This is a genomic window from Pseudomonas sp. HS6-2, from assembly GCF_049325675.2.
In the GTDB taxonomy this organism is placed as follows: Bacteria; Pseudomonadota; Gammaproteobacteria; order Pseudomonadales; family Pseudomonadaceae; genus Aquipseudomonas; species Aquipseudomonas putida_N.
The window spans coordinates 4,829,905-4,852,090 of record NZ_CM143906.1 but is presented as its reverse complement, the minus strand read 5'-3'; the positions used below and the strand labels follow the sequence as shown (position 1 = coordinate 4,852,090).

General features: G+C 64.1%; 22 protein-coding genes and 1 riboswitch. Of the genes, 17 read left to right on the top strand and 5 right to left on the bottom strand.

The genetic code is table 11. The annotated features are described in order from the left end of the window. The 6 genes from ACOKS3_RS22655 to ACOKS3_RS22630 all read left to right on the top strand — a co-directional run bounded on the left by ACOKS3_RS22655 (position 1) and on the right by ACOKS3_RS22630 (position 7,564). On the top strand, positions 1–1,398 hold the full coding sequence (locus ACOKS3_RS22655) for a histidine kinase sensor domain-containing protein (protein WP_422762952.1): 1,398 nt from the start codon (positions 1–3) through the stop codon (positions 1,396–1,398). A gap of 108 nt (positions 1,399–1,506) precedes the next feature. Then, a complete protein-coding gene (gene cysM, locus ACOKS3_RS22650) occupies positions 1,507–2,406 on the top strand; it encodes a cysteine synthase CysM (protein WP_422762953.1) in 900 nt (299 codons plus the stop codon). After that, positions 2,407–3,765: a 23S rRNA (uracil(1939)-C(5))-methyltransferase RlmD gene (gene rlmD / locus ACOKS3_RS22645; RefSeq protein ID WP_422762954.1), complete on the top strand. Its 1,359-nt coding sequence runs from the start codon at positions 2,407–2,409 to the stop codon at positions 3,763–3,765. Between the two features lie 96 nt (positions 3,766–3,861). Further along, the gene (relA, locus tag ACOKS3_RS22640; protein WP_103449502.1) at positions 3,862–6,102 is read left to right on the top strand and encodes a GTP diphosphokinase; all 2,241 of its coding nucleotides are present in this window, start codon (positions 3,862–3,864) and stop codon (positions 6,100–6,102) included. A gap of 62 nt (positions 6,103–6,164) precedes the next feature. After that, positions 6,165–6,998, top strand: coding sequence for a nucleoside triphosphate pyrophosphohydrolase (mazG, locus tag ACOKS3_RS22635; RefSeq protein WP_422762955.1), 834 nt, complete (start codon positions 6,165–6,167; stop codon positions 6,996–6,998). Positions 6,999–7,024: 26 nt separating this feature from the next. Next, positions 7,025–7,564 carry a DUF2058 domain-containing protein gene (locus ACOKS3_RS22630; protein WP_103449504.1) on the top strand — a complete coding sequence of 180 codons (540 nt, stop codon included), beginning with the start codon at positions 7,025–7,027 and terminating at the stop codon, positions 7,562–7,564. Positions 7,565–7,624: 60 nt separating this feature from the next. Here ACOKS3_RS22630 and ACOKS3_RS22625 read toward each other — a convergent pair whose 3' ends face one another. From ACOKS3_RS22625 to purM, 4 genes are all read right to left on the bottom strand, one after another. Next, complete coding sequence (locus ACOKS3_RS22625) at positions 7,625–7,807, bottom strand: hypothetical protein (RefSeq protein ID WP_103449505.1); 183 nt, start codon at positions 7,805–7,807, stop codon at positions 7,625–7,627. A gap of 170 nt (positions 7,808–7,977) precedes the next feature. Further along, positions 7,978–8,688, bottom strand: a complete 711-nt coding sequence (locus tag ACOKS3_RS22620) for a DUF3108 domain-containing protein (protein WP_103449506.1) — start codon at positions 8,686–8,688, stop codon at positions 7,978–7,980. An 8-nt stretch (positions 8,689–8,696) separates the two neighbouring features. Then, entirely contained in the window at positions 8,697–9,350 is a 654-nt protein-coding gene (purN, locus tag ACOKS3_RS22615) for a phosphoribosylglycinamide formyltransferase (protein ID WP_422762956.1), read from the bottom strand. After that, positions 9,350–10,408, bottom strand: a complete 1,059-nt coding sequence (gene purM / locus ACOKS3_RS22610) for a phosphoribosylformylglycinamidine cyclo-ligase (protein ID WP_103449508.1) — start codon at positions 10,406–10,408, stop codon at positions 9,350–9,352. The genes purN and purM overlap by 1 nt, the downstream gene beginning before the upstream one ends. Before the next feature lie 254 nt (positions 10,409–10,662). On the opposite strand from purM, the gene ACOKS3_RS22605 reads away from it, so the two are divergent. The 5 genes from ACOKS3_RS22605 (at position 10,663) to ACOKS3_RS22585 (ending at position 15,118) form a co-directional block, all read left to right on the top strand. Then, positions 10,663–11,733 carry a DUF2066 domain-containing protein gene (locus tag ACOKS3_RS22605; RefSeq protein ID WP_103449509.1) on the top strand — a complete coding sequence of 357 codons (1,071 nt, stop codon included), beginning with the start codon at positions 10,663–10,665 and terminating at the stop codon, positions 11,731–11,733. An 11-nt stretch (positions 11,734–11,744) separates the two neighbouring features. Beyond that, positions 11,745–12,818: an AI-2E family transporter gene (locus ACOKS3_RS22600; RefSeq protein WP_422762957.1), complete on the top strand. Its 1,074-nt coding sequence runs from the start codon at positions 11,745–11,747 to the stop codon at positions 12,816–12,818. A gap of 153 nt (positions 12,819–12,971) precedes the next feature. Next, the gene (gene hda / locus ACOKS3_RS22595) at positions 12,972–13,679 is read left to right on the top strand and encodes a DnaA regulatory inactivator Hda (protein ID WP_008092169.1); all 708 of its coding nucleotides are present in this window, start codon (positions 12,972–12,974) and stop codon (positions 13,677–13,679) included. Between the two features lie 127 nt (positions 13,680–13,806). Then, positions 13,807–14,445, top strand: coding sequence for a C40 family peptidase (locus tag ACOKS3_RS22590; protein ID WP_103449511.1), 639 nt, complete (start codon positions 13,807–13,809; stop codon positions 14,443–14,445). A gap of 139 nt (positions 14,446–14,584) precedes the next feature. Continuing rightward, on the top strand, positions 14,585–15,118 hold the full coding sequence (locus ACOKS3_RS22585; RefSeq protein WP_103449512.1) for a C40 family peptidase: 534 nt from the start codon (positions 14,585–14,587) through the stop codon (positions 15,116–15,118). Between the two features lie 91 nt (positions 15,119–15,209). On the opposite strand, the gene ACOKS3_RS22580 is transcribed toward ACOKS3_RS22585, so the two are convergent. Beyond that, on the bottom strand, positions 15,210–15,788 hold the full coding sequence (locus ACOKS3_RS22580; RefSeq protein WP_103449513.1) for a hypothetical protein: 579 nt from the start codon (positions 15,786–15,788) through the stop codon (positions 15,210–15,212). A 165-nt stretch (positions 15,789–15,953) separates the two neighbouring features. Continuing rightward, positions 15,954–16,175: riboswitch (cobalamin riboswitch) on the top strand. Between the two features lie 119 nt (positions 16,176–16,294). Between ACOKS3_RS22580 and cobO the strand changes: the two genes are divergently transcribed. The 6 genes from cobO to ACOKS3_RS22550 are packed head-to-tail and all read left to right on the top strand — an operon-like array spanning position 16,295 to position 22,186. Further along, complete coding sequence (gene cobO / locus ACOKS3_RS22575; RefSeq protein WP_422762958.1) at positions 16,295–16,906, top strand: cob(I)yrinic acid a,c-diamide adenosyltransferase; 612 nt, start codon at positions 16,295–16,297, stop codon at positions 16,904–16,906. Beyond that, positions 16,903–18,198, top strand: coding sequence for a cobyrinate a,c-diamide synthase (locus ACOKS3_RS22570; protein WP_103449515.1), 1,296 nt, complete (start codon positions 16,903–16,905; stop codon positions 18,196–18,198). The genes cobO and ACOKS3_RS22570 overlap by 4 nt, the downstream gene beginning before the upstream one ends. After that, positions 18,195–18,845, top strand: coding sequence for a 5,6-dimethylbenzimidazole synthase (gene bluB, locus ACOKS3_RS22565; RefSeq protein WP_103449516.1), 651 nt, complete (start codon positions 18,195–18,197; stop codon positions 18,843–18,845). The genes ACOKS3_RS22570 and bluB overlap by 4 nt, the downstream gene beginning before the upstream one ends. Beyond that, positions 18,842–19,750: an adenosylcobinamide-phosphate synthase CbiB gene (gene cbiB / locus ACOKS3_RS22560; RefSeq protein WP_103449517.1), complete on the top strand. Its 909-nt coding sequence runs from the start codon at positions 18,842–18,844 to the stop codon at positions 19,748–19,750. Before bluB ends, cbiB begins: the two co-directional genes overlap by 4 nt. Beyond that, a complete protein-coding gene (gene cobD, locus ACOKS3_RS22555) occupies positions 19,743–20,735 on the top strand; it encodes a threonine-phosphate decarboxylase CobD (RefSeq protein WP_422762959.1) in 993 nt (330 codons plus the stop codon). The genes cbiB and cobD overlap by 8 nt, the downstream gene beginning before the upstream one ends. Next, positions 20,732–22,186, top strand: coding sequence for a cobyric acid synthase (locus tag ACOKS3_RS22550; RefSeq protein ID WP_422762960.1), 1,455 nt, complete (start codon positions 20,732–20,734; stop codon positions 22,184–22,186). Before cobD ends, ACOKS3_RS22550 begins: the two co-directional genes overlap by 4 nt.

Genomic DNA, 22,186 nt, shown 5'->3' with positions numbered 1-22,186 from the left:
ATGCTCGATCGCCATTCGCTGTTCTGGAAGCTGGCCATCCTGCTGGTGGGTTTCTGCCTGTTGATGATCGGCCTCAGCTACACCTGGGGCCGCCACATGGAAACCCAGAACGCCTTTCTCGATGAGTCGGCCCGCAAGGTGCTGCGCAACTATGCCAGTGAGGCGGAAACGGCCTGGCGTGGCGGAGGGCGGGAGGGGCTGGACCGTTGGGTGGCGGCGATGCAGCAGCGCGAACGCGGCTGGGTCGGTGTGCTCGACCTCAACCTGCGGCCCCTCGACAGTGCCATTCTCGGCCCCGAGATCATGCAGCGGCTCACCCGCCTGCGTGGCGTCGACTGGCCCATGAGCCGGCGCAGCGTCGACCAGCCGTGGCTGCGCATTCCGTTCCCCGGCGCGCCGCAACAGGGCATGCTGGTGATCGAGCTGCCACAACGGCTCAACCCGGGCCACTACCGGCTGGCCTGGCAAGTCGTTACCAACGGCATCATCCCCGGCCTGTTTACCTTGCTGCTGTGTGCTGGCCTGTACCGCATGCTGATCGTCCCGCTAAACCAGCTGCGCGAGCAGGCCAATGCCTGGCGTGCCGACCAGCTTTCGGCCCGCCTGGATTCACGGACCACGGCCCGCCATGACGAGCTGGGCGAACTGGCCCGAGCTTTCGATCAGATGGCCGAGCGCCTGCAAAGTACCGTGGTGATGCAGCAGCAGCTGTTGCGCGACCTGTCCCATGAGATGCGCACGCCGCTCAGCCGCCTGCGCGTGGCCTGTGACGGCGAGACCGACCTTGCGCGCTTGCGAGAACGCCTGGGGCGTGAGGTGGACTGCATGCAGCAGCTGGTCGAGAACACGTTGCAACTGGCTTGGCAGGACGCCGAGCGTACGCCGATGAACCTAGAACCGATCCAGGTCAAGGCACTGTGGGGCCTGCTGGTCGAGGACGCCAGCTATGAAAGTGGCTGGTCGGCCGAGCGGTTGCGCTGCGAGCTGCCGAGCAGTTGCTGGGTGGAGGGCAATCTCAACCACCTGGCCCAGGCCGTGGAGAACATGCTGCGCAATGCTATCCGCCATTCGCCGGAAAATGGCTTGGTGCGGCTGGGTGGGCAGCGCGAGGGCGGGTATTGGCGTTTGTGGCTGGAAGACGAGGGCGGGGGTGTGGCCAATGAAGACCTGGAGCGGATCTTTGCACCGTTCTCCCGGCTCGATGGCTCACGACCGGGAGATGGCGGTTTTGGTCTGGGGTTGAGCATTGCCCGCAGTGCGATCCAGCGCCAAGGCGGAACCTTGTGGGCGGAGAATGGCAAGCGCGGGCTGCGGCTGTGCATGAGGTTGCCGATTCATGTGCCGGCCTCTTCGCGGGACAAGCTCGCTCCTACAGGGGCAACGATAGGCTGCTCGTAACTTATGGCTTATAGCTTGTAGCTATAGCAACCACAGATTGCGTGATATGGCCGGGAAGTGTTTGCCGGTATGATAGGCACCCCTGCCGTCCGGATTGTGAAATACGCCATGACCTTGCAGTACCCAACCATCGCCGATTGCGTCGGCAATACGCCCCTGGTTCGCCTGCAGCGCATCGCTGGCGAAACCAGCAATACCCTCCTGCTCAAGCTCGAAGGTAACAATCCAGCCGGCTCGGTGAAGGACCGCCCGGCACTGTCGATGATCACCCGCGCCGAACTGCGCGGCCAGATCAAGCCAGGCGACACCCTGATCGAAGCCACCTCCGGCAATACCGGCATCGCCTTGGCGATGGCAGCGGCGATCAAGGGTTACAAGATGATCCTGATCATGCCCGACAACTCCACCGCCGAACGCAAGGCAGCCATGACCGCCTACGGCGCCGAGCTGATCCTGGTGACCAAGGAAGAGGGCATGGAAGGCGCCCGCGACCTCGCTGAGAAGTTGCAGGCCGAAGGCCGCGGCCTGGTCCTCGACCAGTTCGCCAACGGCGACAACCCGATCGCCCACTACACCAGCACCGGCCCGGAAATCTGGCAGCAGACCCAGGGCACCATCACCTATTTCGTCAGTTCCATGGGGACCACCGGTACCATCATGGGCTGTTCGCAGTACCTCAAGGAACAGAACCCCAACGTGCAGATCGTCGGCCTGCAACCGATGGAAGGCTCGGCCATTCCGGGGATCCGCCGCTGGCCCGAGGAGTATCTGCCAAAGATTTTCGATGCCACCCGTGTCGACCGTGTGATGGACATGTCCCAGCAGGAGGCCGAGGACACCACTCGCCGCCTCGCGCGCGAAGAGGGCATTTTCTGTGGCGTGTCTTCCGGTGGTGCGGTGGCAGCCATGCTGCGCCTGTCCCGCGAAGTGGAAAACGCCGTGATGGTCGCGATCATCTGTGACCGCGGCGACCGTTATCTGTCCACCGGCCTGTTTGACCCGAGCTAAATGTCCAAGAAAAAGAGCAACAGCGGCCTGCGCTTCCAGCCGGCCGGCGGCAACCGCACGCCCCAGGTCCCCGTGGGCAAGAAGCAGCGTCTGGATATCGAGCGCCTGGCCGGTGACGGCCGTGGCATCGCCTTCCTGGAGGGGCGCACCTGGTTCGTCAGTGGCGCCCTGGCCGGTGAAGCGGTCGAGGCGCGGGTGCTCAACGCCCGCGGCAAGGTCGTCGAGGCGCGCCTGGAGCGCGTGCTGCAAGCCAGCCCCGAACGCCGCCAGGCGCCGTGCCGCCACTACGAGCGTTGCGGTGGCTGCAACCTGCAGCACCTGCCGCACGACGCCCAGCTGGCGCTCAAGCAGCGCACCCTGGCCGAACAGCTGCAACGGGTGGCCGGCGTGCAGCCCGAAGAATGGGCCGCGCCCCTGAGCGGGCCGGAGTTCGGCTACCGGCGCCGGGCGCGGGTGGCAGTGCGCTGGGATGTGAAGGCAAAGCACCTGGATGTCGGCTTGCGCGCCGAAGCGAGCCAGGAAATTGTCTCCATCGATGACTGCGTCGTGCTGGTACAGCCTTTGCAATCTATTCTTCGCCACTTGCCGGCTGTGCTGCGCTCGCTGGGCAAGCCACAGGCGATCGGCCATGTGGAGCTGTTCAGTGGCACCGCCGAAGCCGTGCTGGTGCGCCATGTGGCGCCGCTGTCGGCGGACGACCTGGCACGCTTGCAGGCATTCTGTGACGAGGCCAAGGCCCAGCTCTGGCTGCAGGGCGAGGGTGAGCCGGCCCCTGTGGATGCCGAGGCGAAACTGGGCTTTGCCCTGGCGCCCTGGCAGCTGGAACTGGCCTGGCGCCCGGGCGATTTCGTCCAGGTCAACGCCCAGGTCAACACGGCGATGATTGAGCAGGCCCTGGCCTGGCTCGCACCGCAGGCTGACGAGCGCGTGCTGGACCTGTTCTGCGGCCTGGGCAACTTCGCCCTGCCGCTGGCGCGTCAGGCACGTGAAGTGGTGGCGGTAGAAGGTGTACAGGCCATGGTCGATCGGGCCGCGGCCAATGCCCGGAACAACGATGTGCATAACGCCGCGTTTTTTCAGGCCGATTTATCGCAGCCTTTGGCAGGCGCCGGATGGGCCGCCGAGGGCTTTTCTGCGGTACTCTTGGATCCACCGCGCGACGGTGCATATGAGGTGGTGCAAGGCATCGCCCGCCTCAACGCCAAGCGCTTGGTGTATGTATCGTGCAACCCGGCCACGCTGGCGCGAGATGCCCAGGTGCTGGTCGGTCAGGGGTACCGGTTAAAAAGGGCCGGGATTCTCGACATGTTTCCTCAGACGGCGCATGTCGAAGCCATGGCGTTATTCGAAGCGGGCTAGCGAACTGGCCCCTTGGTGCGGCTTCCACGGAAGGGAAGCTGCACGGTGATAGCCAGTGCACCCGTGTGGTGCGCTGTATGGAAAGGTAAAACAAAGATGGTACAGGTGAGAGTGCACCAGCCGGTCAACACAGACGGCAGTATCAATCTCGAAGCATGGCTGGATCACGTGGTGAGCGTCGATTCGGCACTGGATCGCGTGGCGCTGAAAGAAGCCTGCGAGTTCACCCAGGAAATCGAAAAGAAGGGCAACTCGGCCAAGCATTCGTGGGCCGACGGTACGTCCAGTTATCAGGCCGGCCTGGAAATCGCCGAAATCCTCGCCGACCTCAAGCTCGACCAGGATTCGTTGGTTGCGGCGGTGATCTATCGCTCGGTACGTGAAGGCAAGGTGACCCTGGCCGAAGTCGGCCAGCGTTTTGGCCCGGTGGTGTCCAAGTTGATCGACGGCGTGCTGCGCATGGCCGCCATCAGCGCCAGCCTGAGCCCGCGCCAGTCGCTGGTGCTGGGCTCGCAGGCGCAGGTCGAGAACCTGCGCAAGATGCTCGTGGCCATGGTCGACGACGTGCGCGTGGCGCTGATCAAGCTGGCCGAGCGTACCTGTGCGATCCGGGCGGTGAAGTCTGCCGATGACGAAAAACGCCTGCGTGTGGCGCGCGAGGTGTTCGACATCTATGCGCCGCTGGCCCACAGGTTGGGCATCGGCCATATCAAATGGGAGCTGGAAGACCTGTCCTTCCGCTACCTGGAGCCTGACCAGTACAAGCAGATCGCCAAGCTGTTGCACGAGCGCCGGCTGGACCGTGAGCGCTTCATCAGCGACGTGATGAACCAGCTGCAAAACGAATTGCTGGCCACCGGGGTCAAGGCTGACATCAGCGGCCGGGCGAAACACATCTATTCGATCTGGCGCAAGATGCAGCGCAAAGGCCTGGAATTCAGCCAGATCTACGACGTGCGTGCGGTGCGCGTGCTGGTGCCTGAGGTGCGTGACTGCTATACCGCGCTGGGTATCGTGCACACCCTGTGGCGGCACATCCCCAAGGAGTTCGACGACTATATCGCCAACCCCAAGGAAAACGGCTATCGCTCACTGCACACTGCGGTGATCGGCCCCGAGGGCAAGGTGCTGGAAGTGCAGATCCGTACCCACGGCATGCACGAAGAAGCCGAGCTCGGTGTCTGCGCCCACTGGCGCTACAAGGGCACCGACGTCAAGCCGAGCTCCAATCACTACGAAGAGAAGATCTCCTGGCTGCGCCAGGTGCTCGAATGGCATGAAGAGCTGGGCGACATCGGTGGCCTGGCCGAGCAGTTGCGGGTCGATATCGAACCCGACCGGGTCTACGTGTTCACCCCTGATGGCCACGCCATCGACCTGCCCAAGGGTGCCACGCCGCTGGACTTTGCCTACCGCGTGCATACCGAGATCGGCCACAACTGCCGTGGCGCCAAGATCAACGGGCGCATCGTGCCGCTCAACTACAGCCTGCAAACCGGCGAGCAGGTGGAGATCATCACCAGCAAGCACGGCAACCCGAGCCGTGACTGGCTGAACTCCAACCTCGGCTACGTCACCACATCGCGGGCGCGGGCCAAGATCGTCCATTGGTTCAAGCTGCAGGCGCGTGACCAGAACGTCGCTGCCGGCAAGACCTTGCTCGAACGTGAACTGAGCCGCCTGGGCTTGCCGCAGGTGGACTTCGAGCGCCTGGCCGAGAAGACCAATGTCAAGACCGCCGAGGACATGTTTGCCTCGCTCGGTGCCGGTGACCTGCGCCTGGCGCACCTGGTCAACGCCGCCCAGCAGCTGCTCGAGCCCGAGCGCATCGAGCAGATCGAGCTGGTGCCGCGCAAGCCTACCGGCCCGCGTACCGGTAAGCGTGGCGACATCCAGATCCAGGGTGTCGGCAACCTGCTCACGCAGATGGCCGGCTGCTGCCAGCCGCTGCCAGGCGATGCCATCGTCGGCTACATCACCCAGGGCCGCGGCGTCAGCATCCACCGCCAGGACTGCGCTTCGGCGCTGCAGCTGGCCGGGCGCGAGCCGGAGCGGATGATCCAGGTAAGCTGGGGGCCAATCCCGGTGCAGACCTATCCGGTCGACATCGTCATCCGTGCCTACGACCGCCCAGGGTTGCTGCGCGACGTGTCGCAGGTGCTGCTCAACGAGAAGATCAACGTGCTGGCGGTCAACACCCGCTCGAACAAGGAAGACAACACCGCTTTGATGTCGCTGACCATCGAGATTCCGGGCCTGGATGCGCTTGGGCGCCTCCTGGGCAGGATTTCGCAGTTGCCGAACATCATCGAAACACGGCGTAATCGAACCCCTTGAGACCGCGGCGCCTGCTTCGCGGGTAAACCCGCGAAGAAGGCACCACCGAAGGACCTGCTTAAATGACCTATACCCTCGAAGATCTGCTGCACCTCATGGCCCGCCTGCGCGACCCGCAGTACGGCTGCCCGTGGGACCTGAAGCAGAACTACGCGAGCATCGTGCAGCACACCATCGAAGAGGCCTACGAAGTCGCCGACACCATCGAGCGCGGCGATTTCGAACACCTGCAGGGCGAGCTCGGCGACCTGTTGTTCCAGGTGGTCTATTACAGCCAGCTGGCCCGGGAAGAAGGGCGTTTCGAGTTCGATGGCGTGGTCGACAGCATCACCCGCAAGCTGATCCGTCGTCACCCCCACGTATTCCCGACGGGCGAGCTGTACGCACCACTGGACACCCCAAGCCTCAACGAGGCCCAGGTCAAGTCGCGGTGGGAGGAGATCAAGGCCGAGGAGCGCGCCGAGAAAAGCACCCCTGAACAACTGTCGCTGCTCGATGACGTACCGGCGGCATTGCCGGCGCTGTCGCGGGCGGCCAAACTGCAGAAGCGCGCGGCCACCGTCGGTTTCGACTGGCCAGCGGCACTGCCGGTGCTGGACAAGGTGCGCGAGGAACTCGACGAAGTGTTGCAGGCCATGGCCGACCACGACGCCGACGCCCTCGAGGATGAAGTCGGCGACCTGCTGTTTGCCGCCGTGAACCTGGCCCGCCACCTCAAGCAAGACCCGGAAAACGCCCTGCGCCGCGCCAACCGCAAGTTCGAGCGGCGTTTCCGCTTCATCGAACAGGCATTGCGTGACAGCGGCCGGCCGATTGAACATTGTAACCTTGACGAGCTGGACGCCCTTTGGGGTGAAGCCAAGCGTCAGGAAAAGAACCTGCCCAGCTGCGGCTGAGCTGTTGCATAAGTGAGTGAACATTCATGAGCCTTTCCCTTCGCGACCAATTGCTCAAAGCCGGTCTGGTCAACCAGAAACAGGTCTCGCAGACCAACAAAGCTGAAAAGAAACAGAAGCGCATGGAGCACAAAGGCCAGGTCGAAGTCGACGACAGCCAGCAGCGCTTGGCCAAGGAAGCCATGGCCGAAAAGGCCAAACGTGACCAGGAGCTGAATCGCCAGCAGCAGGAAAAGGCCGAGCAGAAGGCCCGCGTGGCACAGATCAAGCAGTTGATCGAAGCCACCCGCCTGCCCAAGCTGACCACCGAGGACTACTACAACTTCGTCGACGACAAGAAGGTCAAGCGCATTGCCGTCAACGCCCTGATGCGCACCCGCCTTAGCAACGGCGCGCTGGCCATCGTGTCGCATGCTGGCGGCTACGAGGTGATCCCGCGCGAGGCGGCGGTGAAGATCCAGGAGCGCGACCCGAACCGAATCCTGCTGCTCAATACCCATGTCGAGGAAGCGGACGAGGACGATCCGTACGCTGCCTACAAGATCCCAGACGATCTGATGTGGTAAGCACGAAAAACCCCGCCTCGGCGGGGTTTTTTATTGGAAGACTGTGTAAAGGGGTCTGGCTTATTGCGTGGTGCGCTGGTTTTCCAGCTCTTCGAGCTCTGCCCGGTACTGGTGAGCTTCATGTTCCTGGTGGAACATGCCGACCAGTTGGCCTTGCTGGTGCACATCCCAGATCCGCACGCCAGCGGCCAGGCCTTCGTGGGACATTTTCGATTCGTCGCGTTCGGTTACTTGGACTGTCATCGGTAAACTCCACTGCTTTGAGTTGACTGCGACACTGTGTCGCACAACCCCTTTATAGAATTTGTTAGCAGGCTAAGTAAATAAAACAGGCATGAAACAAGTTTCATGAAAGCCGGGCAAAAAGAAGCCCCGCACAGGGCGGGGCTTCGGATACTGCGGGCTGCAGGGGATCAGTTACCCTTCACCGTCCTGCCGTCGACCGTGCCATCCTGCAGCACGATCACGTACTCCTTGCCATCGGTCTCGACCTGGCGCAGCTGCACCAGCAGGTAGTCCCAGTCCTTGGCGAACCATAGCTCGGTAACACGCTTGTTCTGGGCTGGGGCACGCACGCGTTCGACCTTCACCGCCTCGACCTGGCCGGTCTTGGTGGTGATCTTCTCGGTGCCGAGCACGCGGAAGTCGTAGTTGTCGATCTCGTCGCCATCGACTACCTGGTAGGTCATGCTCTTCTTGCCAGCGGCCACATCGTGCTGCAGTGCCAGCTGGTAGGACGACTTGTCCAGCACACCGCGGTTGAGCGGCAGGTTGATGGCATCCTTGCGGTCGGTACCGGTGATCTTCTTGGCGTTCCAGTCGAAGGTCAGGTCGACGGTCTTGGCCTTGCCCAGGCCGCCACGCTCGAAGTGGTACTTCTGCGGCAGCAGGGTGTCGTTGTCCATGCGCAGGGTGCTTTGCTCGGTCAGGCTGGCGATCATCATGGAAGCCTTGAAATTAAGGTCCCAGGTACCGTTGGCATTTTTGACCAGGCTGCGCTCGGCGGTGCCGCTCATGGGCAGTTGCTTCCAGTCGGCGGTGTAGCTGGCCGAGAATGGCTTGAGTTCAGCTGCCTGGAGGGGCAGGGCGAGCACGGCGAGAGCCAATAGCAGGGCACGACGCATAAATTCTCCTAGGGTCGGATCAAGTGACCACTGGCCGGCAGCGGCAGGTCATCCAGTAATGCACCCTGTTCACCCAGGCGCAAGCGCCCTTGGGCAAACCAGTGCACCGCCAGCGGGTAGATCTGGTGTTCCTGATGGTGGACCCTTTGGGCCAGGCTTTCCACCGTGTCTTCAGGCAGCACCGGTACCACAGCCTGTACGACCAGAGGCCCGCCATCGAGTTCCTCGGTGACGAAGTGTACGCTGCAGCCATGCTCGGCGTCGCCTGCCTCCAGTGCCCGGCGGTGGGTATGCAGGCCCTTGTAGCGGGGCAGCAACGACGGGTGGATGTTGAGCAGGCGGCCTTGGTAGTGGCGCACGAAGTCGCCACTGAGGATGCGCATGAAGCCGGCGAGCACCACCAGGTCCGGGGTGAAATCGTCGATACGCGCCATCAGCGCGGCATCGAAGGCTTCGCGGCCGTCGAACTGGGTGTGGTCGAGCACCACGGTGTCGATACCGACCGCCTGGGCCCGTTGCAGGCCATAGGCATCGGCGCGGTTGGAGACCACTGCGGCGATGCGCACCTGGCTGTCCTGCACACGGCAACTGTCGATCAACGCTTGCAGGTTGCTGCCGGAACCCGACAGCAGTACCACTACATTGCAGGGCTTGCTCGGCATCAGTGTGCCTTGAGGTTCTGCAGCTCGACCTGGGCGGCGCCTTCGGCGGCTTCGGCGATGCGGCCGATGACCCAAGGCTGCTCACCGGCGGCGCGCAGTTCGTTCAGGGCAGCTTCGACCTGGTCCTGGGCCACACAGATGACCATGCCGACACCGCAGTTCAGCACACGGTGCATCTCGTGCTCGTCGACGTTGCCTTTTTCCTGCAGGAAGTCGAACACCGCCGGGCGCTGCCAGCTGGCCACGTCAACCACGGCTTGGGCATTCTTAGGCAGGACGCGCGGGATGTTGTCCAGCAGGCCGCCACCGGTGATGTGGGCCATGGCCTTGACTGCGCCAGTGTTCTTGATCAACTGCAGCAGTGGCTTGACGTAGATGCGGGTCGGCGCCATCAGCAGGTCTGTCAGCGGCTTGCCGTCGAGCTGGGTGTTCTCGATATCGGTGCCGGACACTTCGAGGATCTTGCGGATCAGCGAGTAGCCGTTGGAGTGCGGGCCGGAGGACGGCAGGGCGATCAGCGCGTCACCGGTGGCAACCTTGGAGCCGTCGATGATCTCGGCCTTTTCCACGACGCCGACGCAGAAGCCGGCCAGGTCGTAGTCTTCGCCTTCGTACATGCCCGGCATTTCGGCGGTTTCGCCGCCGACCAGGGAGCAGCCAGCCAGTTCACAGCCAGCGCCGATGCCGGTGACCACGGTGGCGGCCACGTCGACATTCAGCTTGCCGGTGGCGTAGTAGTCGAGGAAGAACAGCGGCTCGGCGCCGCAGACCACCAGGTCGTTGACGCACATGGCGACCAGGTCCTGGCCGATGCTGTCGTGCTTGTTCAGGTTCAGTGCCAGGCGCAGCTTGGTGCCGACGCCGTCGGTGCCGGAGACCAGCACCGGCTGCTTGTAGCCGGCCGGGATCTCGCAGAGGGCGCCGAAGCCACCCAGGCCACCCATGACTTCAGGGCGTGCGGTGCGTTTTGCCACGCCCTTGATGCGTTCGACCAGTGCTTCGCCGGCGTCGATGTCTACACCGGCGTCCTTGTAGCTCAGGGAGGGTTGCTTGCTCATTGATCCAGGCCTTTAAGAGGGAGGGATTCGTAAAAACGACCATGACGGCCAAGGCCGGCTGGAAAGCGGCGGCTGCCTGAAACGTCAGTGGTCTGTGAAGGCGCGCGATTTTATCAGGGTTGCCGTGCAGCGGCCATCCTCAGGCCGACGGGCAGGGCGGTAAATTGCTGAAAAAGGTGTGTGGGTGGTTGATGCGCCTCCTTCTGTATAAGCTGCAAGCCACATGCTTCATGCGCAATCGGACAGGAATCCCCATGCGACTATTCAATTATCTGGCAGCAGGGTGCCTTGCACTGGCCTGCCTCACTGCGCAGGCCGAAACCGTCTCCGGGCTTTATCAAGTGCGCGAGCCGGTCGAAGGGCAGGGCGCCGAAGCCCGCTCCGCAGCCACTGCCAAGGCCTTCGATACCTTGGTACTGCGCCTGACTGGCGATCCCAGGGCGGCGCAGAACCCGGCGCTGGCCGACCTGCGCAAGGCCCCGCAACAAATCATCAACCAGGTCGGCACCGAAGCCGGGCCGCCGGAATCGGTGCTGGTCGAGTTCGACCCTGGCAGCACCGAGCGTGCCTTGCGCAAGGCCGGCCTGGCGCTGTGGGGCAGCAACCGGCCCTCCATCCTCGGCTGGTGGCTCAATGACAGCGCCGAAGGCAGCAACCTGGTCGGCGACGGCCAGGCCAGCGCCCAGCCGCTGCGTCGAGCGGCCCAGCACCGAGGCTTGCCGCTGCGCTTGCCGCTGGCCGACCTGCAAGAGCAACTGGTGGCCAACGCCAAGCAGCTCGAAGGCAATGATCCGGCACCCCTGCGCGATGCTGCGCAGCGCTACGGTGCCGACGCCATGCTGGCGGTGCATGCCCATGAAGCCGATGGCAAATGGCAAGGTACATGGCAGCTGTGGCTGGGCGACAAGCGCGAGCAGGGCAACGCCGAAGGCGCTGACCAGGCGGCTCTGGCGGACGCCGTCATGCTGGCGGTCAGCAACCGTCTGGCGCCGCGCTATGTGGTCAAGGCCGGTGCCAGCAGCCAGTTGCAGTTGCAAGTGCAAGGCATGAACCTGCAACGCTATGCCGAGCTGAGCCGTGTGCTGGAGCCTTATGGCCCACGCCTGCAGCTGGCCGAAGGCAGTACCTTGACCTATGCGGTCACCGGTAATCGCGAGCAACTGCGTGCCCAACTGGGCTTGGCCAAATTGCAGGAGGTGCCACTCGAGCAGGCTCCGCCGACACCGGCCACACCTGCTCCGGCCCCGGCTGCCGCTCCAGGCCAGCCGGCGGCACCCACTCCTGTCGCCGCCAAGCCGTTCGACGGCTTGCGATTTCGTTGGTAAGGGCGCTATCCATGACTGACATGCGTCGCTGGATTGGCTGGGGTGCTGCACTGCTGATCGCTGTGCTTCTCTATAGCCTGCACAACATCCTTACGCCGTTCCTGGTCGGCATCTTGCTGGCCTACCTGGCTGACCCCCTGGTCGACCGTCTGGAGCGCGTTGGCCTGTCGCGTACCTGGGGTGTGGTGGTGGTGTTCGGCCTGTTCACCCTGGTGCTGCTGGCCTTGCTGCTGGTGCTGGTGCCGCTGCTGGCCAAGCAGTTGCTACGCCTGTACGAGTTGGCGCCGCAAATGCTCGACTGGCTCGAACACGTGGCGCTGCCCTGGGTGCAGGGCCGTCTGGGCCTGGCCGATGGCTTCTGGAAATTCGACAAGATCAAGGCCTCCATCGGCGAGCACATGGGCCAGACTACCGACATCGTTGGCATGTTGTTGTCCCATGCCACTGCCTCGAGCCTGGCGCTGATCGCCTGGCTGGCCAACATGGTGCTGATCCCGGTGGTGGGCTTCTATCTGCTACGTGATTGGGACCTCATGATGGCCAAGCTGCGCGGCCTGCTGCCGCGTCAGCGCGAACCGCAGGTGGTGGGCCTGGCCGGTGAATGCCATGAAGTACTGGGGGCGTTCGTCCGTGGCCAGTTGATGGTGATGCTTGCGCTGGGCGTCATCTATTCCGCCGGCCTGATGCTGGTGGGGCTTGAGCTGGGCCTGCTGATCGGCATGCTCGCGGGCCTGGCGGCCATCGTGCCGTACATGGGCTTCATCATTGGTATCGGCGCGGCGCTGGTAGCCGGGCTGTTCCAGTTTGGTGGTGACCTGTACCCGATGCTTGGCATCGTTGCCGTGTTCATGGTCGGGCAAGCGCTGGAGGGCATGGTGCTGACCCCGCTGCTGGTGGGGGATCGCATCGGCCTGCACCCGGTGGCGGTGATCTTCGCCATTCTTGCCGGTGGCGAACTGTTCGGCTTTACCGGGGTGCTGCTGGCGCTGCCGGTGGCGGCGGTGATCATGGTACTGCTGCGGCATGTGCATGATCTGTACAAGGAATCGGACATGTATGCCGGGGATGTCGACCCGGATCTGTGACCTGAGTACCGGGTTGCGTCGCCTCAAGGTGGCGCAACTCGTTGATTTTGCTTGCGCTCTGCGCCTGCATGATTGTGCGCCCTGCAATGCGGGTATAGACTTTGCACATTGTTCACCAAAGGCCCCCTGCGGTCGTGACGACCGCCCGCGAGCATGAAACCACCGATCCAGTTGCCCCTGGGTGTGCGCCTGCGCGATGACGCCACCTTCATCAACTACTATCCGGGCGCCAATGCCGCGGCGTTGGGCTATGTCGAGCGGCTATGCGAAGCCGACGCCGGCTGGACCGAGAGCCTCATTTACCTGTGGGGCAAGCAGGGCGTTGGGCGCAGCCACCTGTTGCAGGCCGCCACCCACCGTTTCCAGCAGCGCGGCGAACCCGCCGTGTACTTGCCATTGGCGCAATTGCTCGATCGCGGCGTGGAGCTGCTCGATTACCTGGCTCAATACGAACTGGTATGCATCGACGACCTGCACGTGATTGCTGGCAAGGCGGACTGGGAAGAGGCGATGTTCCATCTGTTCAACCGCTTGCGCGACAGCGGTCGGCGCCTGTTGTTGGCGGCCTCCGCTTCACCTCGCGAACTGCCGATCAAGCTGCCCGATCTCAAGTCGCGCCTGACTTTGGCGCTGGTCTTCCAGATGCGCGGCCTGTCCGACGAGGACAAGCTGCGCGCCCTGCAATTGCGTGCTTCGCGCCGTGGCCTGCACCTGACTGACGAAGTTGGCCATTTCATCCTGACCCGTGGAACGCGCAGCATGAGCGCGCTGTTCGACCTGCTTGAGCGCCTTGATCAGGCCTCTTTGCAGGCCCAGCGCAAGCTGACCATCCCCTTCCTGAAGGAAACGCTTGGCTGGTAAGGCCCGTTAACACTGGGCTCTGAGGTGCAAAACGAAAAAGTCACATCTTTTTCGATAAAATTTGCAAATGGCCATGATAGAGGGCATAGTTTCACCCTTCTAAAGGATTACAGACACGGTCGTGCCCATGCTGAAGCGCTTCGCACCCCTCGTGCCACTCGCACTCGTGACCCTGCTTTTTGGCTGCGCGGCCCACGGCCCGGATTCCCAGCCCCAGGATCACACCCCGATTGCCTCGCAATCGGTCAACAAGGCCAAGGCTTCGCCTTCGTCCGTTTTCGGCGAAGAAGAACAGGCCACTGAAGATGACCTGGAGGCCTTCTCCAGCAGCAAGCCTTATCAGCTCCCGGTGCTGGCAGACAGCATCCTCGAGCGTGGCATGTCGCTGATCGGCACCCGCTATCGCTTCGGTGGTACCTCGGAAGCCTCCGGTTTCGACTGCAGCGGTTTCATCGGCTACCTGTTCCGCGAAGAGGCTGGCATGAACCTGCCGCGCTCGACCCGCGAAATGATCAACGTCGATGCGCCCAAGGTGGCCCGCAACAAGCTCAAGCCAGGCGATTTGCTGTTCTTCAGCACCAATGGCCGTGGCCGTGTCAGCCATGCTGGCATCTACCTGGGTGACAACCAGTTCATCCACTCCAGCAGCCGCCGCAGCGGTGGTGTGCGCATCGACAGCCTCGGTGATCGCTACTGGAGCAAGACCTTCATCGAAGCCAAGCGTGCCTTGGCCATGGCGCCGAGCACTAATATCGCGCGCAACTGATATCAAAATGATATAACCTGCCACGGCGGCGTAGCTTGAAAAAAAGCTCGCCGCCGTGCGCATTTACAGAAAGCGTCTAATCTAAATTCTCAACTCTTTTCGGCTGCGGCCGTTCGGTCTCAGACAGGAAGTTCTGGCCATGGCGATGATGGCGCGCTTCGCATTCCTTTCCTTGGTGGCATTGCTTGCCGCCTGCTCCAGCCGTGCCCCGGCACCGGCCCCTGTGGTACAGCCACGGGTTACCTACAGCCAGCCCGAAGGCTCGCCCCTCGCCGACGACGTGTTGATCCGTGCGATCGGCCTGGTCGGCACACCCTATCGCTGGGGTGGCAACACACCGGATTCCGGATTCGATTGCAGCGGCCTGATTGGCTACGTGTACCGCGATGCTGCGGGCATCAGCCTGCCGCGCTCGACACGCGAGATGATCGTCATGCGCGCGCCAACCGTGGACATCAATTCACTGCAGTCGGGTGACCTGGTGTTCTTCGCCACCGGTGGTGGTTCACAGGTCAGCCATGCCGGCATCTACGTCGGGGAAGGGCGCTTCGTGCATGCGCCTCGCACAGGCGGTACAGTACGCCTGGATTACCTGTCCAACAGCTATTGGTCCAAAGCCTACCTGCAGGCCAAGCGGGTTATCCCGCAAGAGCATCTGGCACAGAACCCCTGATTTCTCGCCTGCCGCGGCGACGACGCCTTCCCTCACCATGCTGCAGCGGCAAAGCCGATACACATTCGGTGAGGGGGACGGGCCGCATGGTTCAGGCCTGCTTGAGCAGCAACGCCACGCCCGGGTAGTACTGCCCTGTCTCGTTGTGCAGCTTGCGGTAGGCGTACGGGAAGTACCAGGCGATGGCGCAGGCCGTGTGCTTTTGCAGGTCGTCCACCAGATCCTGCAACTCCTCGGGGCTGGCATGTTGGCCAACCTTCCAGGGGGTGATGAACAGAGCGCCCGCTTTCAGTTGGCTGGCATACGCCTTGTGGCGGGCGAGGGCAGTCGTTTCCTGCAGTGCCGGCGCCATGTCCAGCCGCGCGACTTTCGGCCAGCGCTGGCTGACGCTCAGGTATAGCGTTTCATCTGCGCTGCAGATTGACAGGTCGCAGCGCCCCTCCTGTTCGCCTTCGTCACGCTGTTTCTTGCTGGTGAACTGCTGCAGCGCCGCCAGTTCGGCCTGCCAGGCGGCCGCAGCCAGCATGCCGATGTTTGCTTGGGTGCCATGCCAGTAGGGGGACTCGGCATCGCCATTGAACTGGTTGAAGCGATCGATGCAGTCGACCCAGCGTTCCAGTACGGGGCGGAGGAATTCCAGGTTCGGGTTGTTGATGATCTGGCCTTGCATGCTGCGCACTCCTGTTATCGTTGTGATCGCGTTCAGCGCAAAATAATGGCTATGTGATATCACTGTGATCAGTGTGGCACAACCTGACAGATCGGCCATTGACCCAGGCCTGTTGCGCCGAAGTAAAAGGCCACGTTCGATTGACGCTCCCGGTGCAACCCTCTAACCTTCGCGCGTGTTTCAGGTGCCCTGCCAGCCCCGTCTGGGCGGGGTGAAACTGGGAAGCCGGTGGCCGCCAGCATGGCGCGATTCCGGCGCTGCCCCCGCAACGGTAGGTGAGAAGCAGCTGCGCAGGGCCACTGGGTAAAAGCACCCGGGAAGGCGCGCAGGTCTGGGCCGGATGGCCCGCTCACGAGCCCGGAGACCGGCCTGAAACTGCCAACGGCATCACGGAGGGTGATGCGCGGTGCATCGTGGCTCCGGTCACGGCTCCTGCGCGTTCTCCGGCTGCCCGCCTATTACCTGTCGCCGCTGTTCACGTGGCGTCAGCCTGCGGAGAACCCTTCATGAGCGAATCCACCGAACGCGACGAACGCCACCTGGCGCGCATGCAGCGCAAGAAGGCGGTCATCGACGAGCGCATTGCCAATTCCCCCAACGAATGCGGCCTGCTGCTGGTGCTCACCGGCAACGGCAAGGGCAAGAGCAGCTCGGCTTTCGGCATGCTTGCCCGCGCCTTGGGCCATGGCATGCAGTGCGGCGTGGTGCAGTTCATCAAGGGCCGCAACAGCACCGGCGAAGAGCTGTTCTTCCGCCGCTTCCCCGAGCAGGTGCGCTATCACGTGATGGGTGAGGGCTTCACTTGGGAGACCCAGGACCGCCAACGCGACATGGCCGCCGCCGAAGCGGCCTGGGCGGTCTCGCGCCAGCTGCTGCAAGACCCGAGCGTGCAATTCGTGGTGCTCGATGAGCTGAACATCGCCCTGAAGCACGGCTACCTCGACCTCGACCAGGTGCTAAGCGACATTCAGGCCCGGCCGCCAATGCAGCACGTGATCGTCACCGGCCGTGCAGCCAAGCCCGAAATGATCGAGCTGGCTGACACCGTCACCGAGATGGGCATGCTCAAGCATGCGTTCCAGGCCGGTATCCGTGCGCAGAAGGGCGTCGAACTGTGAGTGAAACGCGCAACTGTCCGGCGGTGCTGATTGCAGCCCCCGCCTCCGGCCAGGGCAAGACCACCGTGACTGCGGCACTGGCGCGCTTGCACCGCAACCTTGGGCGTAAAGTCCGGGTGTTCAAGTGTGGCCCTGACTTCCTGGACCCGATGATCCTGGAGCGGGCCAGTGGCGCGCCGGTGTACCAGCTCGATCTGTGGATGATCGGTGCCGAAGAAAGCCGTCGACTGCTGTGGCAAGCCGCAGAAGAAGCCGACCTGATTCTGATCGAAGGGGTCATGGGCCTGTTCGACGGTACCCCTTCGAGCGCCGATCTGGCCCGCCACTTCGGCGTGCCGGTACTGGCGGTGATCGACGGCACGGCCATGGCCCAGACCTTCGGCGCTCTGGCCCTGGGCCTGGCGCGTTATCAGCCCGATCTGCCGTTCGCCGGCGTGCTGGCCAACAGGGTCGGTAGCCTGCGCCACGCGCAACTGCTCGAAGGTAGCCTGACCGAGGGCCTGCGCTGGTACGGCGGCCTGTCGCGTGAGCGCGGCATCGAGCTGCCCAGCCGCCACCTGGGGCTGGTTCAGGCCAGCGAACTGAATGACCTGGATGCCCGCCTGGATGCCGCTGCCGAAGCCCTCGGCGCCAGCTGCGATGCTGCCTTGCCGCCGCCAGTGGCCTTTGCGGCGCCTGAACCGCAGCCGTGTGCTACGTCGCTGAGCGGTGTACGCATCGGTGTGGCGCGTGACGAAGCGTTTGCCTTCACCTATGGCGCGAACCTTGATCTGCTGCGCGACCAGGGCGCGCAGCTGTCGTTTTTCTCCCCTCTGCACGATCATGAACTGCCGGTGGTGGACAGCCTGTATCTGCCAGGGGGGTATCCGGAACTGCATCATCACGCATTGGCAGCCAATCCGCCGATGTGCGAGGCGATCCGTGCCCATCATGCCCAGGGCAAGCCATTGCTGGCCGAGTGCGGTGGCATGCTGTACCTGCTCGATGCGCTGACCGATGTCGCTGGCGAGCGTGCCAAACTGCTGGGCCTGCTGCCAGGCGAGGCAACCATGCAGAAGCGCCTGGCGGCCCTGGCCCTGCAGGCCGTGGAACTGCCGGAAGGCACCCTGCGCGGGCACACTTACCACCACTCGCTGACGACCACCGAGCTGGAGCCGATCGCCCGGGGCTTGAGCCCCAATGGCGGGCGCGGCAACGAAGCGGTGTATCGACTGGGCCGGCTGACCGCTTCCTACGTGCACTTCTACTTCCCGTCCAACCCTGAGGCGGCGGCGGCGCTGTTGCGGCCATGAGCGATCACGCCTACAGCGCCGACGAGCGCGCCGCCATCTACCGCGCAATCGGTGAGCGCCGCGACATGCGCCACTTTGCCGGTGGCTCGGTCGCGCCCGAGCTGCTCGGTCGCCTGCTGGCTGCCGCGCACCAGGCGCCCAGTGTCGGCCTGATGCAGCCTTGGCGCTTCATCCGCATCACTCAACGCGAGCTGCGCGGGCGCATTCAGGGCCTGGTCGAGGAGGAGCGGGTGCGTACCGCCGAAGCCCTGGGCGAGCGCTCCGATGACTTCATGAAACTCAAGGTCGAGGGCATCAGCGACTGCGCCGAAGTGCTGGTCGCGGCGTTGATGGACAATCGCGAGCCCCACATCTTCGGCCGCCGCACCTTGCCGGAAATGGACCTGGCCTCCTTGGCCTGCGCCATCCAGAACCTGTGGCTGGTCGCCCGTGCCGAGGGCCTGGGGTTGGGCTGGGTATCGCTGTTCGACCCGCAGGCCCTGGCCGCCCTGCTGGGTATGCCCGCTGGCGCCAAGCCGGTGGCGGTGTTGTGCCTGGGGCCGGTCAGCGAGTTCTACGCTCAGCCCATGCTGGTGCAGGAAAACTGGGCGCAAGAACGCCCCTTGAGTGAAATGCTGTTCGAGAACCAATGGGGAGAGCGCCCATGAGCGTGGCCTTGCTGACTGTGGTTGGAGTGGCCCTCGATGCGCTGCTGGGCGAGCCGCAGCGCCGGCACCCGCTGGTGGGCTTCGGCAACCTGGCGTCGAGCCTGGAGCGCCGGCTGAATGCCGGTGGGCGCGGCTGGCGCAGCCATGGCGTGAGCGCCTGGTTCGTGGCCGTGATACCGCTGACCCTGGTGGCGCTGATCCTGTCCTGGCTGCCCTATGTCGGCTGGCTGGTGGACGTGCTGGCGCTGTATTGCGCCTTGGGTTTGCGCAGCCTCGGCGAGCATGTGCTGCCGGTGGCCAACGCCTTGCGCCAAGGTGACCTGGAAGAGGCGCGGCGCCGTGTCGGTTATCTGGTCAGCCGTGAAACCCGCGAACTGGACGAGCCCGCCGTGGCGCGCGCAGCCACCGAATCGGTGCTGGAAAACGGCAGCGATGCGGTGTTCGCCGCGCTGTTCTGGTTCGTCGTGGCCGGTGCGCCGGGGGTGGTGCTGTACCGCCTGAGCAATACCCTGGATGCGATGTGGGGGTACCGCAATGCACGCTTCGAGCGCTTCGGCTGGTGCGCCGCACGCATCGACGATGGGCTGAACTATATTCCTGCCAGGCTCGTGGCGCTGACCTACGCGCTGCTGGGCAAGACGCGCCTGGCCCTGGCCTGCTGGCGCAAGCAGGCGCCGCTGTGGGACAGTCCCAACGCGGGGCCGGTAATGGCCTCCGGCGCCGGTGCGCTGGGTGTCGAACTGGGCGGCCCGGCGGTGTACCACGGTGAACTGCACGAGCGCCCGCGCCTGGGTGAAGGGCCGATGGCCGATACCGATGCCATCGAGCGCGGCTGGAGCCTGGTGCAGCGTGGCGTCTGGTTATGGGTACTGCTGATCTGCGTGGGAGCCTATCTGAATGCTTGAGCATGGTGGCCGCCTGCTGCGGGCAGTGCGGCAATACGCAATCGCCCGCGAAGACTGGCTGGACCTATCCAGTGGCATTGCCCCCTGGCCTTACCCGATTCCCCCGATTCCGCTGGACGCCTGGGCCCGCTTGCCGGAAGCCGACGACGGTCTGGAAGACGCTGCGCGACACTATTATGGCGTGCGGCAACTGTTGCCGGTGGCAGGCTCCCAGGCGGCCATCCAGGCCTTGCCCCTGTTGCGCCCGCTGGGGCGCGTGGGTGTGCTGACGCCGTGCTACGCCGAGCACCCGCATGCCTGGCAGCGGGCGGGGCATCACTTGATCGAGCTGGATGAAAGCCAGGTCGAGGCGCAGCTCGATCAGCTCGACGTGCTGGTGCTGGTCAATCCGAACAACCCGACCGGGCGGCTTGTATCCCGTGAGCAGTTGCTGGCGTGGCATGCGCGGCTCGCGAAGGGTGGCGGCTGGCTGCTGGTGGACGAAGCGTTCATGGATAACTCACCCGAACACAGCGTGGCTGAGTGCGCCGAGCGCCCAGGCCTGATTGTGCTGCGTTCGTTTGGCAAGTTCTTTGGTCTGGCCGGTGTGCGCCTGGGCTGCGTAGTGGCCGAGCTGCCGCTGTTGCAACGGCTTGCAGCGCTGCTCGGGCCTTGGACTGTCAGTGGCCCGACCCGGGTGCTGGCGCAAGCGTGCTTTGCCGACCACGCGGCTCATCAGGCTCAGATCGAGCGTTGCGCCCAGGCCAGTCAACGCCTGGCAACGCTGCTGCAAAGCTACGGCCTGGCGCCCAGCGGCGGCTGTGACCTGTTCCAGTACGTGCGCAGCGAGCGCGCAGCCCACTTGCATGACTTTCTCGCCCGCCGCGGCATCCTCGTGCGTCTGTTCGAGCAGCCGGCCGCCGTGCGCCTTGGCCTGCCGGCAACTGCCGCAGACGAGCAGCGCCTGGACCAGGCCTTGGCCGATTATCAGAAGGAAACGGCATGACCACCCTCATGGTGCAAGGCACCACCTCCGATGCCGGCAAGAGCACGCTAGTTACCGCCCTGTGCCGCTGGCTGTTGCGCCAGGGCGTCGGCGTGGTGCCGTTCAAACCGCAGAACATGGCGCTCAACAGCGCGGTGACCGCCGACGGTGGCGAAATCGGCCGTGCCCAGGCCGTGCAGGCCCAGGCCTGCCGGCTGGCACCGCACACCGACATGAACCCGGTGCTGCTCAAGCCCAACAGCGACACGGGTGCCCAGGTGATCATCCATGGTCGTGCGGTCACCAGCATGAACGCGGTGGCTTATCACGACTACAAGGCCATCGCCATGCAGGCGGTCCTGGCCTCGCATCAGCGCCTCAGTGCGGCCTACCCGGTGGTGATGGTCGAGGGGGCTGGGTCGCCGGCCGAGATCAACCTGCGCGCCGGCGACATCGCCAACATGGGCTTTGCCGAGGCGGTCGATTGCCCGGTGATCCTGGTGGCCGACATCAATCGTGGAGGGGTGTTCGCTCACCTGGTAGGCACCCTCGAACTGCTGTCGCCAAGCGAGCAGGCGCGGGTCAAGGGCTTCGTCATCAACCGCTTCCGCGGCGATATCGCGCTGCTGCAGCCGGGCCTGGACTGGCTGCAGCAACGTACTGGCAAACCGGTACTGGGCGTGCTGCCCTATGTCACCGACCTGCACCTGGAAGCCGAGGATGGCATCGACATCCGCCAGGGCTCCAAGCAGGATCGTGTGCTCAAGGTGATCGTCCCGGTGTTGCCGCGCATCAGCAACCACACCGATTTCGACCCGCTGCGCCTGCACCCGCAGGTCGACCTGCAGTTCATCGGCCCGGGCCAGCCGATTCCAGCCGCTGACCTGATCATCCTGCCTGGCTCGAAGAGCGTGCGTGGCGACCTGGCGCAACTGCGTGAGCGCGGTTGGGACAAGGCCATCGAGCGGCACCTGCGCTATGGCGGCAAGCTGATCGGAATCTGTGGCGGCCTGCAGATGCTCGGCCGCGAAGTTCACGACCCGCTTGGCCTCGAAGGCGCCGCCGGTTCCAGTCCCGGGCTTGGCCTGTTCGATTACGAGACGGTGCTCGAAGCCGACAAGCAACTGCGCAACGTGGCTGGGACCCTGAACCTGGAGGCCGCGCCGGTCGCCGGTTATGAGATTCATGCTGGTGTCACCGCAGGGCCTGCCTTGGAGCAGCCTGCGGTGCAGCTCGCCGATGGTCGCAGTGATGGCGCGGTCAGTGCCGATGGCCAGCTTCTCGCCACCTACCTGCATGGCCTGTTCGAGGGCAGCCAGTCGTGTGCCGCGCTGCTGCGCTGGGCGGGGCTGGAACATGTGCAGACCATCGATTACGAAGCCCTGCGCGAACGTGACATCGAGCGCCTGGCCGACCTGGTGGAAACGCATCTGGATACCGCGCACCTGCGCGCGCTGTGTGGAGTCGCCTGA